Annotated in this window: 10 protein-coding genes; 3 read left to right on the top strand and 7 right to left on the bottom strand. The window is 40.6% G+C overall.

What is annotated here, in order from left to right; genetic code table 11:
* Window positions 1-51: 51 nt before the first annotated feature.
* Complete coding sequence (locus LBN07_01980) at window positions 52-765, top strand: hypothetical protein (protein ID MDR0850233.1); 714 nt, start codon at window positions 52-54, stop codon at window positions 763-765.
* Window positions 766-776: 11 nt separating this feature from the next.
* Entirely contained in the window at window positions 777-1517 is a 741-nt protein-coding gene (locus LBN07_01975; GenBank protein MDR0850232.1) for a hypothetical protein, read from the top strand.
* Between the two features lie 102 nt (window positions 1518-1619).
* Here the strand turns inward: LBN07_01975 and polA are convergent, their stop codons facing one another.
* Window positions 1620-4214, bottom strand: coding sequence for a DNA polymerase I (gene polA / locus LBN07_01970; protein MDR0850231.1), 2595 nt, complete (start codon window positions 4212-4214; stop codon window positions 1620-1622).
* A gap of 193 nt (window positions 4215-4407) precedes the next feature.
* Window positions 4408-6510: a cation-translocating P-type ATPase gene (locus LBN07_01965; protein ID MDR0850230.1), complete on the bottom strand. Its 2103-nt coding sequence runs from the start codon at window positions 6508-6510 to the stop codon at window positions 4408-4410.
* A 297-nt stretch (window positions 6511-6807) separates the two neighbouring features.
* Between LBN07_01965 and LBN07_01960 the strand changes: the two genes are divergently transcribed.
* A complete protein-coding gene (locus LBN07_01960; protein ID MDR0850229.1) occupies window positions 6808-9657 on the top strand; it encodes an MMPL family transporter in 2850 nt (949 codons plus the stop codon).
* Between the two features lie 65 nt (window positions 9658-9722).
* Here LBN07_01960 and LBN07_01955 read toward each other — a convergent pair whose 3' ends face one another.
* From LBN07_01955 to der, 5 genes are all read right to left on the bottom strand, one after another.
* Window positions 9723-10253 (bottom strand): hydrogenase maturation nickel metallochaperone HypA, encoded by a 531-nt coding sequence (locus LBN07_01955; GenBank protein ID MDR0850228.1) that lies wholly within the window; start codon window positions 10251-10253, stop codon window positions 9723-9725.
* Window positions 10254-10320: 67 nt separating this feature from the next.
* Window positions 10321-10671 carry a diacylglycerol kinase gene (locus tag LBN07_01950; GenBank protein ID MDR0850227.1) on the bottom strand — a complete coding sequence of 117 codons (351 nt, stop codon included), beginning with the start codon at window positions 10669-10671 and terminating at the stop codon, window positions 10321-10323.
* A 169-nt stretch (window positions 10672-10840) separates the two neighbouring features.
* Window positions 10841-12319 (bottom strand): stage IV sporulation protein A, encoded by a 1479-nt coding sequence (gene spoIVA, locus LBN07_01945; GenBank protein ID MDR0850226.1) that lies wholly within the window; start codon window positions 12317-12319, stop codon window positions 10841-10843.
* 311 nt (window positions 12320-12630) lie between these two features.
* A complete protein-coding gene (locus LBN07_01940) occupies window positions 12631-13359 on the bottom strand; it encodes a glycerol-3-phosphate acyltransferase (protein ID MDR0850225.1) in 729 nt (242 codons plus the stop codon).
* A 361-nt stretch (window positions 13360-13720) separates the two neighbouring features.
* Complete coding sequence (der, locus tag LBN07_01935; protein ID MDR0850224.1) at window positions 13721-15043, bottom strand: ribosome biogenesis GTPase Der; 1323 nt, start codon at window positions 15041-15043, stop codon at window positions 13721-13723.
* Window positions 15044-15108 lie beyond the last annotated feature (65 nt).

The following is a 15108-nucleotide window of genomic DNA, read 5'->3' as shown; positions in this document are numbered from 1 at the left end:
CCGCCAACCTACCGTGCTATAATTTAATTATAATACAAAGAAGGGGAAAATATGTTTGATAAACTAAAGGAGAGCCTCAGAAAAATATTCGGAACAGCCGAGCCCATTCTTAGTAAAAAAGATATTGAGGTTTTGGAAGCTATCGAAACAACTGAAGGCGTCAGATTGTTTGAAGCTCTTTTGGGGTGTAACAGCATTTTTGCTTATGACATTGTTATGAATGAAAATCTTAGCGTGCTTGCAAACAAGCTGCTTAAACAAAACATGCAAACGCTGATCATGTTCGGATGCGCCGACAAAATGCTTTCAGTTGCCAAAAATATACCTGTTGATTTTAGGGGTAAACACCCTAACATACCTGCTTTAACTGAGCAAGTCTGCAGTGAGTTAAAAACCTTTCAGGATACATTTGTAGAAACACTTCCTCAGCTGGGCAGAAGCGATGTATATATGGCATATCTGCCTTTCATTACTCTTTTGACAGAACAGCAGCAGGAAAAAATTATGTGGGGCGTCAAGAGTCAAGGAACTGAATTTATTAAAGGTTATCTTATGCTTATATATGATTACAACACCGACTCTCCGCCCGAAGCATTCAAAATCGAAAAAAGTGCGCAGCGTATTTTGCTAAGCGACCTTGAACAAAGTGATATTACAGATCTTATCGGTGCTGGACTAAACAAAGAAATTATAGACGATATCCGTCAGGTTCCGATGCCCAAACGTCCGGCATCTGCAAGCAGCCATGACCCGATGTTTGGATAAAGGAGAACATAATGCTAGACTCAATAGAAATTAATCAAGCTCAAAAACATATGCCCGGTTACGGACTTTTTGATTGGTTTAAACAAAAAGAACAGTTCTTATATTACAAAAAACTGCAAAGCGGCGCAGACATAGTATGGGACGGAATAGGCGATTGGTTTTTGGATATTATTATAGACAAAAAGCTGGACATTCTGGCAGAAATAGTCCTGAACAACGAATTTATTAAATGCAATAGGCATTATGAAGATCTGAAAAATGTATGTAGGTATTCTAAGCTTTCAGAAATAAATGATGATGCAGGAATTCTTATGCATGTAGGAAACAATTTTGCAACCTTTGAAAAAGAAGTTGTGAAGCATATACTAAAACTTGACTCAAATATTCTGATAACCAACCCCAACTATATACACGGAATACTTCCTCTCCTCAGTCAAGAACAGCAAGCTAGGGTAGCCTACAGATTAAGCGATATGAGTCCATCTTATGAAATATGTAAGCTCTTTTATCAAATGTATCGCCAAAATAAAGAACTGTCCACTCCTTCTCCTTTGATGTCTTATGGCGCCCAGCGAATACTAATTGAAAAACTTGATAAGTATGAAATAGCTTATCTCGCCCTTCAAGAAACTGATACCACGGGAATAACCATAGAAACACTAAATAATATTCTCGAAAATCCCCTTCCCGCGCGTGACGGCCCAAATCCCAATGTTGGCGACGACGGATTTGAATATAAAATAATCGACTAAAAAAGACCATTAAGGTCTTTTTTTCTACTATCCTTTAATCAAGAGTAAGGGATGCTTCACTACACCATACTATCTTAGTGAAAAGACATATGTGCACAGTCCTCACTTACACTCAAACAGATTCTTCCCTGCGGTTACATCAACAGTTAGTGGCACACTCAGATGAAGCGCTCCTTCCATCTCTTTTTTAAGGATTGTTATCACAGCGTTGAGCTCATCTTTATAGGTGTCAACAATAAGCTCATCATGCACCTGCAAAATAAGACGGCTCTTAAGCTTCTTAACTTTTAGCGCCTGAGACACGCGTACCATAGCAATCTTTATTATGTCGCTGGCTGAGCCCTGAAGCGGCATATTCATAGCTGCCCTCTCTCCAAAGTGACGCAAGTTATAGTTTGACGACAAAATTTCGTTTATCTTTCGGCGCCTGCCCAAAAACGATACAACAAAACCATGTTTTTTTGCAAATTCAACATTGCCGTCCATATATTGCTTTACACTCGGATACCTTTCAAAATAGGTGTCAATATACTCCTTGGCACGCTTTACCGGAACACCAAGGCCGCGACTTAGGCCAAAATCACTTATACCATAAATTATACCGAAGTTAACAGCCTTTGCGCTTCTCCTCATGTCTGCAGTAACCTCACTGAACGGCACCCTGAACACCTCACTTGCCGTTTGAGTGTGAATATCCTTTCCTACAATATATGCATTAATAAGATTAGGGTCGTTGCTCATGTGTGCCAGCAGACGCAGCTCAATCTGCGAATAGTCAGCCGAAACCAGCCAGCCGTCGTCAGTACTCGGAATAAATATCTTCCTAAGATACTTGCCTTCTTCGCTGCGGATGGGAATATTCTGAAGATTAGGCTCGCTGCTACTCAGCCTTCCGGTGGCGGTTAGCGTCTGATTGAATATCGTATGAATAAAGCCCGCGTCGTTGCGAGTTGGTTGACTTTGTTGCTTTGTAACAACATCTCCGCCGCTACTGATATTCTTAAACGCCTCAACATAAGTGGAGTTAAGCTTTTGCACCTGTCTAAAACGCATAATAAGCGGCACAATCGGATGAGCATCCTGCAACTCCTCCAAAATCTCTATGCCCGTCGAATTCTTTTTGTTGTTAAAGGCTTTAAGTTTAAGTTTTTCAAACAGCACAACTCCCAACTGCTTTGGCGAGTTCAGATTAAACTCCTCGCCCGCCTGCATATATATTACTTTCGTAAGATCAGAAAGCTCAGCAGTATATCTGTCTGAAAGCTCATCCAACTGCTTTCTGTCAACCTTAAAGCCGTGTGTTTCCATGTCAAATAAAACCTCAATCAGCGGAAACTCCACTTCATAATATAATTTATTAAGACTATACTCCTCCAGCTGATTTTTTAAAGTCTTTTCAAGATGCCATATGTTGGTGGAAACAAACTCTTTTTCAAGATTATAAAACTCACACAAATTATGCTTGGGCGTAGGCCGGTCTCCCGCATAAATCAGATAATGAGCCAGCATACAATCAAACTTACAGCCTTCAAGCTTGGTCTTAAATTTGCTCAAAATATGCTTCTGCTCTTTATAATCATATAAATATTTAACTATCTTTTCGTCCTCAAAAACAGGCTTTAGAATTTCTATCACCTTTTCATTTTCAAGCCCCTGATCCAAAAGATTGCCTTCAAAAGCTATCACAAATTCGGTTTTGTCGTCATACGACATATTTATACTATTAGAAATTTCAAAAGTAACCGCTCCTGCAGTCTTTATTTTTTGTAGCAAATCCTCAATCTGACCATACTCTTTCAGCTGCTCTATTTTAGCTTTATTGGTTTTTTCTATTTTTATATCCGGCCTAAACAACTCCTGCCGCTTTAAAAGACTATTGAAGTTATACTCTCTGAATATCTCATAAACACTTTCATTAAACGGACGGTCAAACTTAAAGTCGTCAAGACAAAATTTTATGTTCACATTTTTGTCAATTGTGGCAAGAGTTTTTGAAAGATATGCCATTTCTTTGCCATCTTTGAGATTTTCGTGAACTTTACCTTTAATATTGTCAATGTTTTGATAAATGCTGTCAATGTTGCCGTATTCCGAAATCAGCGCAAGCGCCGTTTTTTCACCAATACCCTTTACCCCCGGAATGTTATCACTAGCATCCCCCATTAAGGCCTTTAATTCAACCACCTGCCATGGCTCCAAGTTCATCTCGCGTTTGATGGCCTGTTTATTCATAAGCATAATCTCACTTATGCCCTTTTTGGTCAGATATACCGAGGTATCATCATCAATAAGCTGCAAGCTGTCTTTATCCCCTGTCAAAATAATCTTTTCTGCCTGAGTTTTTGCTGCAATTGTGCCGATAATATCATCTGCTTCAACACCCTCTTTTTCAAAAAGCTTTATGTTCATGGCACCAAGCATACGTTTTAAAATCGGAAACTGCACCTTAAGCTCCTCGGGTGTAGCCTTTCGCGTGGCCTTATATTCTGAATACAAATTGTTTCTGAAAGTTTTTTTGCCATAGTCAAAAGCCACCACAATGCGGGTGGGAGAAATATCATTTATGGCCCGCAGCAATATGTTTACAAATCCGTAAACCGCATTTGAATATTCACCGTTTTTGTTTGAAAGAAGAGGTAAAGCATAAAAAGCACGGTTAATTATGCTGTTGCCGTCAATAATCAATAATTTTTCCATATCTAAATTATACCTTAATTTTGTTTTTTTAACAAACAAAAAAGCTCATACCACCAATTAGGGCACATATACCATATCTGTCATTGATGCAAATCATTTATTTACGTTTGTGTAAACTTCCTCTTACACCTCGCTGAACCTTGCCCTGTACCCTTTTCTCGCCAGCCTGAAGATTTCAATAAAATTTTTATGTTCATTCACAGCAGCCTTTGGTGTGAATATGATGTAGTTTTTGCTTTTGCGCGTTTTTATGCCGCTTAGGCGGTTTTTTGCCATAGCTTTTGCGCAAAATCAGCGCAGAGTTACCCACCACCAAAACTGAGGACGCATTGTGAACAACAGCCCCCCAAACAGGGTCCAGCCATCCAAGAGTGCTCATAATAATTGCTGCAAAGCTGATGGTCATTGATATTGCTATGTTAACTTTAATTTTTCTCATAACAGTTTTGCTGAGCTTAAGCATATTTTCAACACTTTTTAAGTCACTGTTCATAACGGCAACATCAGCAGTTTCAATGGCTATATCGCTACCAAGGGCTCCCATTGCAATACTGCAGTCGGCCGCGGCCAGCGCAGGAGCGTCATTTACACCGTCACCCACCATACACACTTTGTTATTATTGTTTTTAATACCTAACACAGCATTAAGCTTATCTTCAGGCATAAGACCTGCTCTGATTTCCTTAACTCCGCACTCAGCAGCCACCGTGGTTGCAGCATTTATATTGTCACCCGTCAACATAACAGTATTATATCGTGTGTTAATGCTGCTGATGACTTCTTTTGCCCCGCTTTTTATTGTGTCACTTAAAACTATCGCCCCCGCAACAGCAAAGCCGGATATAATCACAACCACCGAATAGCCTTTGTCAATATATTCTGTAAGAACGCTGAGATTTTTGTCTTTATATTCCTCGGCAGCATTCTTAAAGCTTACAACCTTAACAAGCTTGCCGTCAATTTTGGCCGAAACTCCTACCCCCAAAAGCGACTTTGTGCCGTTGGGCTCTATCAATGCTACCTTATCTTTAGCATAACTATATATAGCCTTTCCTATAGGGTGCTCAGAATACTTTTCAGCACTTCCGGCAAGCTGCAGAACCCCGTCAGCGGTGAGCTTGCCAAACGGTATAACTTCCTGCACCATAAGACATCCGGTAGTGATTGTACCTGTTTTGTCAAACGCAACGGTTTTTACACTTGACATACGCTCAATAGCGTCTCCGCTCTTGATGATAATTCCATTAAATGCGCCGTTGCCAATTCCAGCCGCCACTGCTGTGGGGGTAGCAAGCGTCAAGGCGCACGGACAAAATACCACCAAAATGGTAGCTCCTCTGATTAAACTTTCTATCCATGTTTCACCAAAGCCAAAAAAAGAAATCAAAAATACCACCACAGACAAAAGCATAGCACCCGGAACAATAAAGCCGGCCCATTTGTCGGCAAGACGCGATATGGGTGCCTTTTGCCCCTCTGCTTCACTCACAAGCTTAGTAAGCTTGTTTATTGTCATATTCTGAGGTTCTTTGGTTACCCTAATTTCAATCGCACCCATTTTATTCCATGTAGCGCCCCAAACACTGTCACCCTCACACTTGTCAACAGGCACAAACTCACCTGTCATGCTAGACTCATCAATGGCACTCTCGCCCTTTATAATAACTCCGTCAACAGGCACCATCTCATGCGGCATAACCACAATAATGTCGCCTATCTTAACTTCAGCTATATCAACCTTTTTAATTTCATCGCCAAATCTTATGTTTGCAGTTTTGGGCGACATACTAATTAGTTTCTCAATACCTCTACGTGACCTATTGACCGTCCAAGCCTCCAAAAGGCCTCCCAGCGACATTAAAAATGCAATCTCACCTGCGGCAAACACATAGCCGTGCATATGTGTACCACTCATTACTCCGCCAAGCCTCAGCCCTTCCAAAATTAGACATGCAATTATAGCCACAGTCACCAAAAGGCTGGAGTTTATCTTTTTCTTTTTAAGCCCTTTAACGGCACTGATTATGATAGGATATCCGCACAGTATTATTGCAACATATGAAAAATCTAAAAAGCTTACGCTTCCAATTCCCACCAAATGCCATATATCAATAAAACCCAAAACCAAGCATACAAGAGATATGCTCAAAAATATAAGCCGTCGTTTTAGATTGCTTTTATGTTCATGTCCGCATCCGCAACTGCACGCACTATTTTTCTGCTCACAGCCGCATTCTAAAAGTTTTTGCCGCTCCCTGGCCTTCTGACACTCGGGGCAGTCACACAAATCTTCCATATACACCCTTTAGACGACACAAAAACTATGACAATACACAGCCTCAAATTTTGTGCCGCCATCATACCTTTTAAATAAAACAAAATATTATCAAAAGATATTAAACAAAAATATCAAAACATCAAGGCCTCTTAAAATTTGTCTAAATCTTATAAATTTATTTTATGTGAACTCTGTCACAAATATATTATATCACCAACAGCCCGCAAACGCAAATTATTTAATAAAATAAAAGTTGTATTCTCAAAACAATTGACATATTGACTTTTGGACCATCAAAGAGTATAATAGGAAAATATGAAAAAAATAAGTAATTTTATAGTTAAATACCATCTTTTTCTTCTCGTCTTTTTTGTAGCAAGTATTATTGTTGCGTGCATTTTTATTCCAAAAGTTAATATCAACAACGACATAACAAAATATCTGCCACAGGGCTCACCTTCGGTTGAGGCCATAAAAAAACTCACGGATGCTTTCGGAGGCCAAACAAGCACCCAAATTATGATTGAAAATATAACTCCGCAAGAGGCCATTCAAATAAAGGAACAGCTTGCAAACGTAGACGGCATAAACTCAGTTGTATATGACGAAAACAACAATTATAAAGACAATTCAGCCTTATTTGTTGTAAACATGGATTATGACGGCTATAGTTCTGAGGCCAAAGACGTGATTGAAAATATAAGGCAAATATTGAACCTATACGACATATACTTATCGGGTGACGTAATCTCCTCTTCTTATATGGACACTGTTCTTAGCAGAAATATGCCGATTATTCTGGCAATTTCCTGTGTAATAATTCTATTGATACTTATTTTCACTTCCACTTCATGGATAGACCCTCTCATCTTTGCAATTATTCTGGGCGGAGCTATTGCCATAAACTTAGGCACAAACGCTCTGCTGCCGAATGTTTCGTTTATAACACACTCAATATGTGTCATAATGCAGATGGCTCTTGCAATGGATTATTCAATCATGCTGTTGCATCGCTTTAACGAAGAAAAACAAAAAAATAAAAACCGGAAGGAAGCACTCAGCACAGCTCTTGCCCGCACATTTGGGCTGGTGTCATCCAGTAGCCTTACCACAATTGCAAGTCTGACAGCGCTTATGTTTATGCAGTTCACCATAGGCCTTGACGTAGGATTAGTGCTTGCAAAGGGTGTTTTAATCAGCATGCTCTGCGTATTTCTATTTATGCCGGGAGTGCTTCTACTGATGGCTAAACCGCTTGAAAAAACCAAACACCGAAGCATGCACGCGCTAATTCTCAACGGTGTGAACAAAAGATATAACGAAATTCACTCACTTAACACAAATGCCGATCAGAACTTTGCCACTGCCCTGTCAAATGGACAGGAACCTAAAGTTTATAAACCCAAAAAAGTACTTACCTTCGGAAGTTTTCAAAAGGCAACCAAAGTTATCATTCCGTGCATAATTCTGGTACTTATCGTTGTCGGAACATACTTTCAGCAGACAAATCTTCAGTATACCTACAGCATTAATACAGCAACCGATAAAAACGCAGCGGTAAACGTTGACAGCAAAAAAATACAGGAAAGATTCGGACTTCAAAACGGGCTTGTTGTTATGGTGCCTAAGGGCGACTATGAAAAAGAAAAGCTCCTTGAGGATTATATCCTAAACTATCAGGCTCACGGCCAAAACATAATCAACAGCAGCTTTACATTCCTAAATACCGGTCTTTTAAAAGAATATTCCGCAAACGAATTTGTCAGCGAATTTAATATACCCAACCCCATAGTTATGGGAGTATTTGCCCTAATGCAAAAAGACCCTGACACCGACAGCGTGATGTTAATTGACTTTTTAGAGGCGGCCAGCACCTCGCAGTTTGCGATAACCTATTTGCAGCCGCTTCAGACAGTCATCGACAACCTTTATCAAAATGTTGCGGCACTCACCGTTCCGCTTGACGCCTATCAGTTTGCAGCGGTCTACAACACAGACCCTACTCATGCCGAAGAAATTTGGACAGACCTCGGGCAAAGTTTTAACACACCGATAGAAACACATATAATAATCAGTTATATCGTGCAAAATATTTCGTTTATACAAATTACTCAAAACCCAATGGCTCAGGCACAGTTTATCGCAATATATTCACTATATCAGATTTCCAACCTTCAGCTTGTGGATATTGTGGATATGCTCGAACAGGGAAGCTTTCCTTATTTACCCAACGAATACGCTTTTATGCTTGCAGATATGATAAACAGCCTTGACATTCCTCCGCTTGACACTGTCTATGAATTATTTGAATATTTAAGCCAAAACCAAACAGTAACAACTCTCGCAGCAGACTATCAGCAGGAAATAGACGCTGCATACATGGCAGCAAATACAGCCCGCAGCATGTTTGAAAACGGCAGCTACTCCAGATTGATTTTCAATATTAATCTTGCCGTTACTGACCCCAACGCTTTTGCGTTTATTAAAGACCTAAGGGTTTATACCGACCAGCTTTACGGTGAAAATTACATAGCAGGCGGCAGCCCCACTATGCTTGACATAAGCGAAACCTTTAACAGTGACATAATCACTATCAACCTGATTGCCTTTCTTGCAATTTTACTTATATTGTTGATGAGTTTTCGTTCAATTTCTATTGCGCTGCTGCTGACTTTGCTCATTCAGGGGGCCATCTTCATAACAATGGGCAGCAATGCAATACTAGGTTCTCCCATATTTTTCATCTGCTATCTGCTTGTTATGTGCATTCAGATGGGTGCCACCATAGACTATGCAATTCTTATTTCCGACCGATATATTGAAGCGCGCAAAACAAACAACAAATATAAAAGCGCTGCTATTGCGCTGGAGCGTTCCATCACAACAATCCTCACAAGCGGACTGATTATCACTCTTTCAAGTTTTGTTGTAGGATTTATGAGCGAGGTTGCTTTGATATCAGCCTTCGGCAAGCTTCTGGGGCTGGGATGTTTGATATCCATGCTGGTTATAATATTCTCACTTCCTCAAATACTCATACTCTGTGACAAAATAATAAAAAAGACGACCTACAAGGCAGACTTCAGTGCAAACAAAACTGCTGAGCCTCTGTATTTGAGCTATGAATATGAAAATAAGTCCGGAAAAGAAAAAGCAAAAAAATAACAGCATAATTGCTGTTGTTTTTCTTTAAAATGTGCGGCCTTATTGCTTGGCAAATTTTTATTATTCTAGCTTACATTAGCACTTCCGCAATAAGGACACTTTCTGCTCTCTGCGCTAACTTCATATTTAGCGCCGCAGCCGCTGCATTTTACTACACAAATATTGTTGGCGGCCTTTACCTCCTGCTGCTTACTTTGTTCAGCCAGATTTATAATCTGAGTATACCCTCTGTCTACCGTATATCCTTTAAGATATCCCCCTGAAATAAGCGCGGCAATCCTGCGGTTTGTTTCTTTCTGGCTTGTGTTGCAGTGAGTTGAAAGCTGTAGCGTGTCAGAAATTTTTTCGTCAATGATGGCGCGCTTTATCTTTTCCATGCCCTTATATTTTGCATAAGATGTCCATAGCAGCGGTGTTCCATAAAAGCCAACCAAAATGCACGCTATAAAAAATGCCATTCCAAGTATGCTTAACACTGACCCAAGATTTACAGCACACAAAACCGTGCCTACCACTCCGACCGGTAGCGCTATACTAGACAAGAGTGACAGCACAAGCTGGAGCATTATAATCTTATCCAAATTTTTGCTTTTCATATAAAACCTCAAAAGCAGTATATCAAAAATCACAGCAAAAGGCAACAATTTATAATTTGTTGACAGCTTAAAATTTTGGTAAAAATATAAGCAACCCCACTATAACCGCCAAAACAGAAGCCGCCAAAACCGCCCCTGCCGCCATATCTTTTATGTCTCTCGTCCGATTGTTTCTAAAGGCAAGCGTAGCATCTAAAAAGCGCTCTAAACATGAGTTTATTATTTCGGTTATAACCACCAAACCGACAAAGCCCAGCAATACGCCCCATTCCAAGGCGTTTAAATTAAAATACACTCCCAAAATTAAAATAATAAGTGTAATTATTGTATGTATTCTAAAGTTTCTTTCAAGAGCAAAAACCCGCATTAGACCTCTTAGAGCATTGCGCAAACTTATCAAAAATCTTTTGTTTTTCATATATAATTTTATGAAAATTCAGAAGAATTGGTGAAAAAGCTGCGGCCTTATGCCTCAAAACCGTGGCACGGTTTTGAGGCGGAGCGCCATTCGGCGCTCTGGCGCACTCACAGAGTGCGCAGTAAGGCCGCCCGTCAAAAAAAACGAGGAAGCTCCTTCCCCGTTTTTGTTATAACAATATACAAATAATTCCGCCTTTACCTTCGTTTACGATGCGTCCAAGTGTCCTGCGCATCTTTTTCTGTGCCTCGACCGGCATCTGAACAAGCTTGTTATTAAGTCCTTCGTTCACGAGAGTGTGTAAGCTTTTTCCAAACATATTTGTTTCCCACAACCCTTTAGGGTCGCTTTCAAATTCTTTTAGCAAAAAACGCACTATATCCTCGCTCTGTTGCTCAGTGCCTACAATCGGACTTATCTCCGTTTCAACATCTACCTTCATCATATGCAAGCTAGGCGCCGAAGCTTTAAGCCTAACCCCATATCTTGAGCCCTGCTTCACAATCTCAGGCTCCTCAAGCTTCATTTCGTCAAGTCTGGGGCTGACCACTCCATAGCCATGTTCCTCCACCTGCAAAAGTGCGTCCTTTATTTTGTCATACTCAACCTTTGCGTGCGAAAGCTTTTTTAAGAAACTCACCAGATGGAAGTCGCTCAAAATTTCCTGTCCGCACTGTTTAGAAAGCACCTTATAAAACAAGTCGGGCTTGGGTACAACCTCAATGCTCACAACTCCTTCACCCATCCTGATTTGTGATATGCTGAGAGGTTCAAATGATCCGCTGCTCTCAAACGCTACCCTAGCAGTATCAATTTCACCAATTTTGCCAACGTTCCCAATCAGATTTTTAGCTTCAAGCACCACCTCTTTTATTATCTCATCATCAAACGGAAGCGCCTGCATCCACTGCGGCATTTTGACCTGAAGAGATGTCAGTGGAAACTCACCCAAAATACCTTCAAAAACCTCATCTATGTTTTCAGTGTTCAGGTTGGCTATATCCATTGCCAGAACGGGTACTTCATACTTAGCTTTAAGTGTATCCAAAAGATTAAGCGTATCGGGATGCTGGGGTTTTACGGTATTCAAAACAAGCACAAATGGTTTTTTAGTGGCTTTAAGCTCTTTCACTATCCTTTCTTCTGCCTGAATATAACTCTGCCTCTCAATGTCAGTGAAACTTCCGTCACAGGTAACAGCCACCGCTATTGTGCTGTGCTCAGTGATAACTTTTTTGGTGCCAATCTCTGCCGCCTGTTCAAAAGGCATAGGCGTATCACTCCACGGAGTTTTGACAAGTCTTGGTTTGCTGCCGTCAGTATGTCCTGTGGCTCCCGCCACAACATAACCTACGCAGTCCACCAGGCGAACTTTTAGGTCTACACTGTCTTTTACTCTTATCTCCACCGCCTCGTTGGGCACAAATCTGGGCTGAGTGGTCATGATTGCTTTTCCGTCAGCACTCTGCGGCAATTCATCAATTGCTCTTGTTTTGCTGAATTCATCCTTTATGTTTGGCAAAACCAATGTATTTACAAACTTTGAAATAAATGTGGACTTACCGCACCTGACAGGTCCTACTACACCCACATAAATATCGCCGTTTGTCCGTTTTGCTATATCTTCATATACATTATATGACTTCATACTCTCCTCCTAATAAAAGCTAATAAATGTATATGTTGCGCCGATTTTAGTTATGCCAAAACATGAAAAAAGCGGCAAGCATCAGTCACTCATCTCTTTTCATAAAAAGGTTTCGAAGCCCCCGCTTATTCTCTATATTCAGAATTGTTTATGTAGCTATCAATGAACATTTCTGCAGGCGCGTAGCGCCGAAGCCTCGTCTATTCTCTATACTCAGGGTTGTGCGCACATCTATCACTGAACGTTTCTGCAGACCACGTAATGGTCGAAGCCTTAGTGAAATGATAGATATATGCACAACCCATACTAACTTATCCCAGCTCATTTGAGTTGCGCGCCTTAGCCTCAATTTTCTCAAGCCGTTTCTTTTTAAGTTTCTTAAGTCCTCTAATGAAGTTTACCTTGTTTTCTTTGCCTATAAGAAGTCTAAATATATTGGACCTGAAAGCAAACCACATAAGCGCAAATATCACAAATAAAATTATGCTGATGGCAATATGTCCATAGGCGTTTATGCCCTGCACAACGGTATAGATTGTCACCATGGTGAAAGATGCCAGCGAACCGTAGTCCATAAGCAGCAGCCACAAGATGCCAACTCCAAAAATTATGAGCCCCGGCTTCCAATCGGCAACCAGATACATACCGTATATTGTAGCCGCACCCTTGCCGCCCTTAAACTTATAAAACACCGGATAAACAGCCCCAACCAAAGCACTCAGTCCTCCAATATAAAGCCCTAGATAACAACGCACATTGGCGTCGCTTAAAGCCTGGCCCAAATGCTGAATGTTGTTAAAATCGTTGAATAAATAGAACCCAACAACTGCCGGAATTGCCCCCTTAAGAGCATCAAGAACAAGTGTAAGCATTCCCATACCCATGCCATAGTTTCGCAGCATATTCATGGTACCCGGATTGCCTGTACCCCTTGACAAGTCAATCCTTTTTATCCTTGCAATTATCCTTCCAAAAAATATGTTGCCCATTAAGTAACCAAAAATTATAATGACAACATACTTCCACAACTCCACTCCCATAGGAACTCCTTTTTATTTAAAATTTCTTACCGATAATTCTACAAATGCCTGCAAGCTTGATATCTCGCATTTCTTCTATCCTCATCCGTCAAATATGTATATATGTCTCTAAACATTTATGCAAACCATATAATCCGCCCCTTTTCTCCCTCAGGTGGTGGAGTGATCAGTCATGAACAATCTTGTAGTCAATATGCAGGCTGCAATGTAAGTTTTGAAATTGTGAGTGCACACAAAATTTTACATTTCAACCATCAGACGGGCCTTGGTTCTGTAAAATTTTTGGAATGAACAATTTTAAATCCCGCATGCAAGCAGCCACAACTTTAATAAAAGATACATGTACACACTCTCGCCATTTTTAATCTTTATCTTCTCTTGACTTCACAACAAGCTTAATCGGCGTGCCGCTGAAGTCAACACTGCGTCTGATGCAGTTTTCAAGATACCGCTGATATGAAAAGTGTATAAGCTTGGCGTCGTTTACAAACAGCACAAAGGTTGGAGGAGCAACAGACACCTGCGTAGCAAACATAATCTTTAACCGTCTCCCACCCGTTATCGGAGGTTCTTTTACCGTTATTGCCTGCTGAATAATATCGTTTAAAACTCCGGTGGTGATTCTTCGATTGGTGTTTTCTAATATCTTCTCTACCGTCGGCATAATTTTATTCAGCCGCTGACCTGTGAGCGCCGAAACATATAGCGGCACAAAATAGCCCATAAACTTAAGGTCCTCGCTGAGCCTTGCGTTATATTCATTTATTGTCTTATCGTCTTTTTCTACTACATCCCACTTGTTGACCACAATAATACTCGGCTTGTTCTGCTCATGCACAAAACCGGCAATCTTAACGTCCTGTTCGCTTATACCTTCATTTGCATCAATCATAACAAGAACAATGTCTGAGCGTTTCACTGCTTCAAGAGCTCTGATTATGCTATATCTTTCAACACTTTCCTTGTCAATTGCGCTCTTTTTTCTCATTCCGGCCGTGTCAATCAAAACAAAATCCTTTCCGTTATATCTAAAAGGCGTATCAATAGCGTCACGTGTGGTTCCGGCTATTGAGCTTACCACAACTCTTTCTTCACCCAGAATTTTGTTTGTAAGGCTGCTCTTTCCGGCATTAGGTTTGCCAACTATAGCTATCTTTATGCCGGGCTCCTTGTCGCCTTCTTTAACACTGCGCTCAAAGTTTGCTACAACGGCGTCCAAAACATCCCCGAGCCCCTTAGGCTGAGCTGAAGATATCGCATAAGGCTCGCCAAGGTTCAACTTATAAAAATCATAAGTCAGCTCAACCTCATTATTATCTATTTTATTCACTGCCAAAACTATAGGCTTTTTACTTTTTCTAAGGTACTCAGCAATTTCAATATCGCTGCTTACAAGCCCTTGCTTGCCGTCAACCATCAACAATATAACGTCCGCCAAATCCATAGCAATTTGCGCCTGATTGAATATATTTCTCTGCATTTCGCCCTTGTCGGAAAAATCCAGCCCGCCCGTGTCAACCATAGTAAAATAATGCCCGCACCATTCGGCGTCGGCATAAATACGGTCACGGGTAACACCGGGAGTGTCCTCCACAATGCTGATACGTTTGCCGTTAATTCTATTAAAAAATGTACTCTTGCCCACATTAGGCCTGCCCACAATGGCAACAAGCGGTTTTTTCATATCTATATTCTAACACAAATACTCGTATACGCGCAACTAAAACACATGATAGAAGAATAATTGTC

The sequence above is a fragment of the Christensenellaceae bacterium genome (genome assembly GCA_031260975.1).
In the GTDB taxonomy this organism is placed as follows: domain Bacteria; phylum Bacillota; class Clostridia; order Christensenellales; family UBA1242; genus JAISKJ01.
This window is presented reverse-complemented; position numbering and strand designations above follow the sequence as displayed.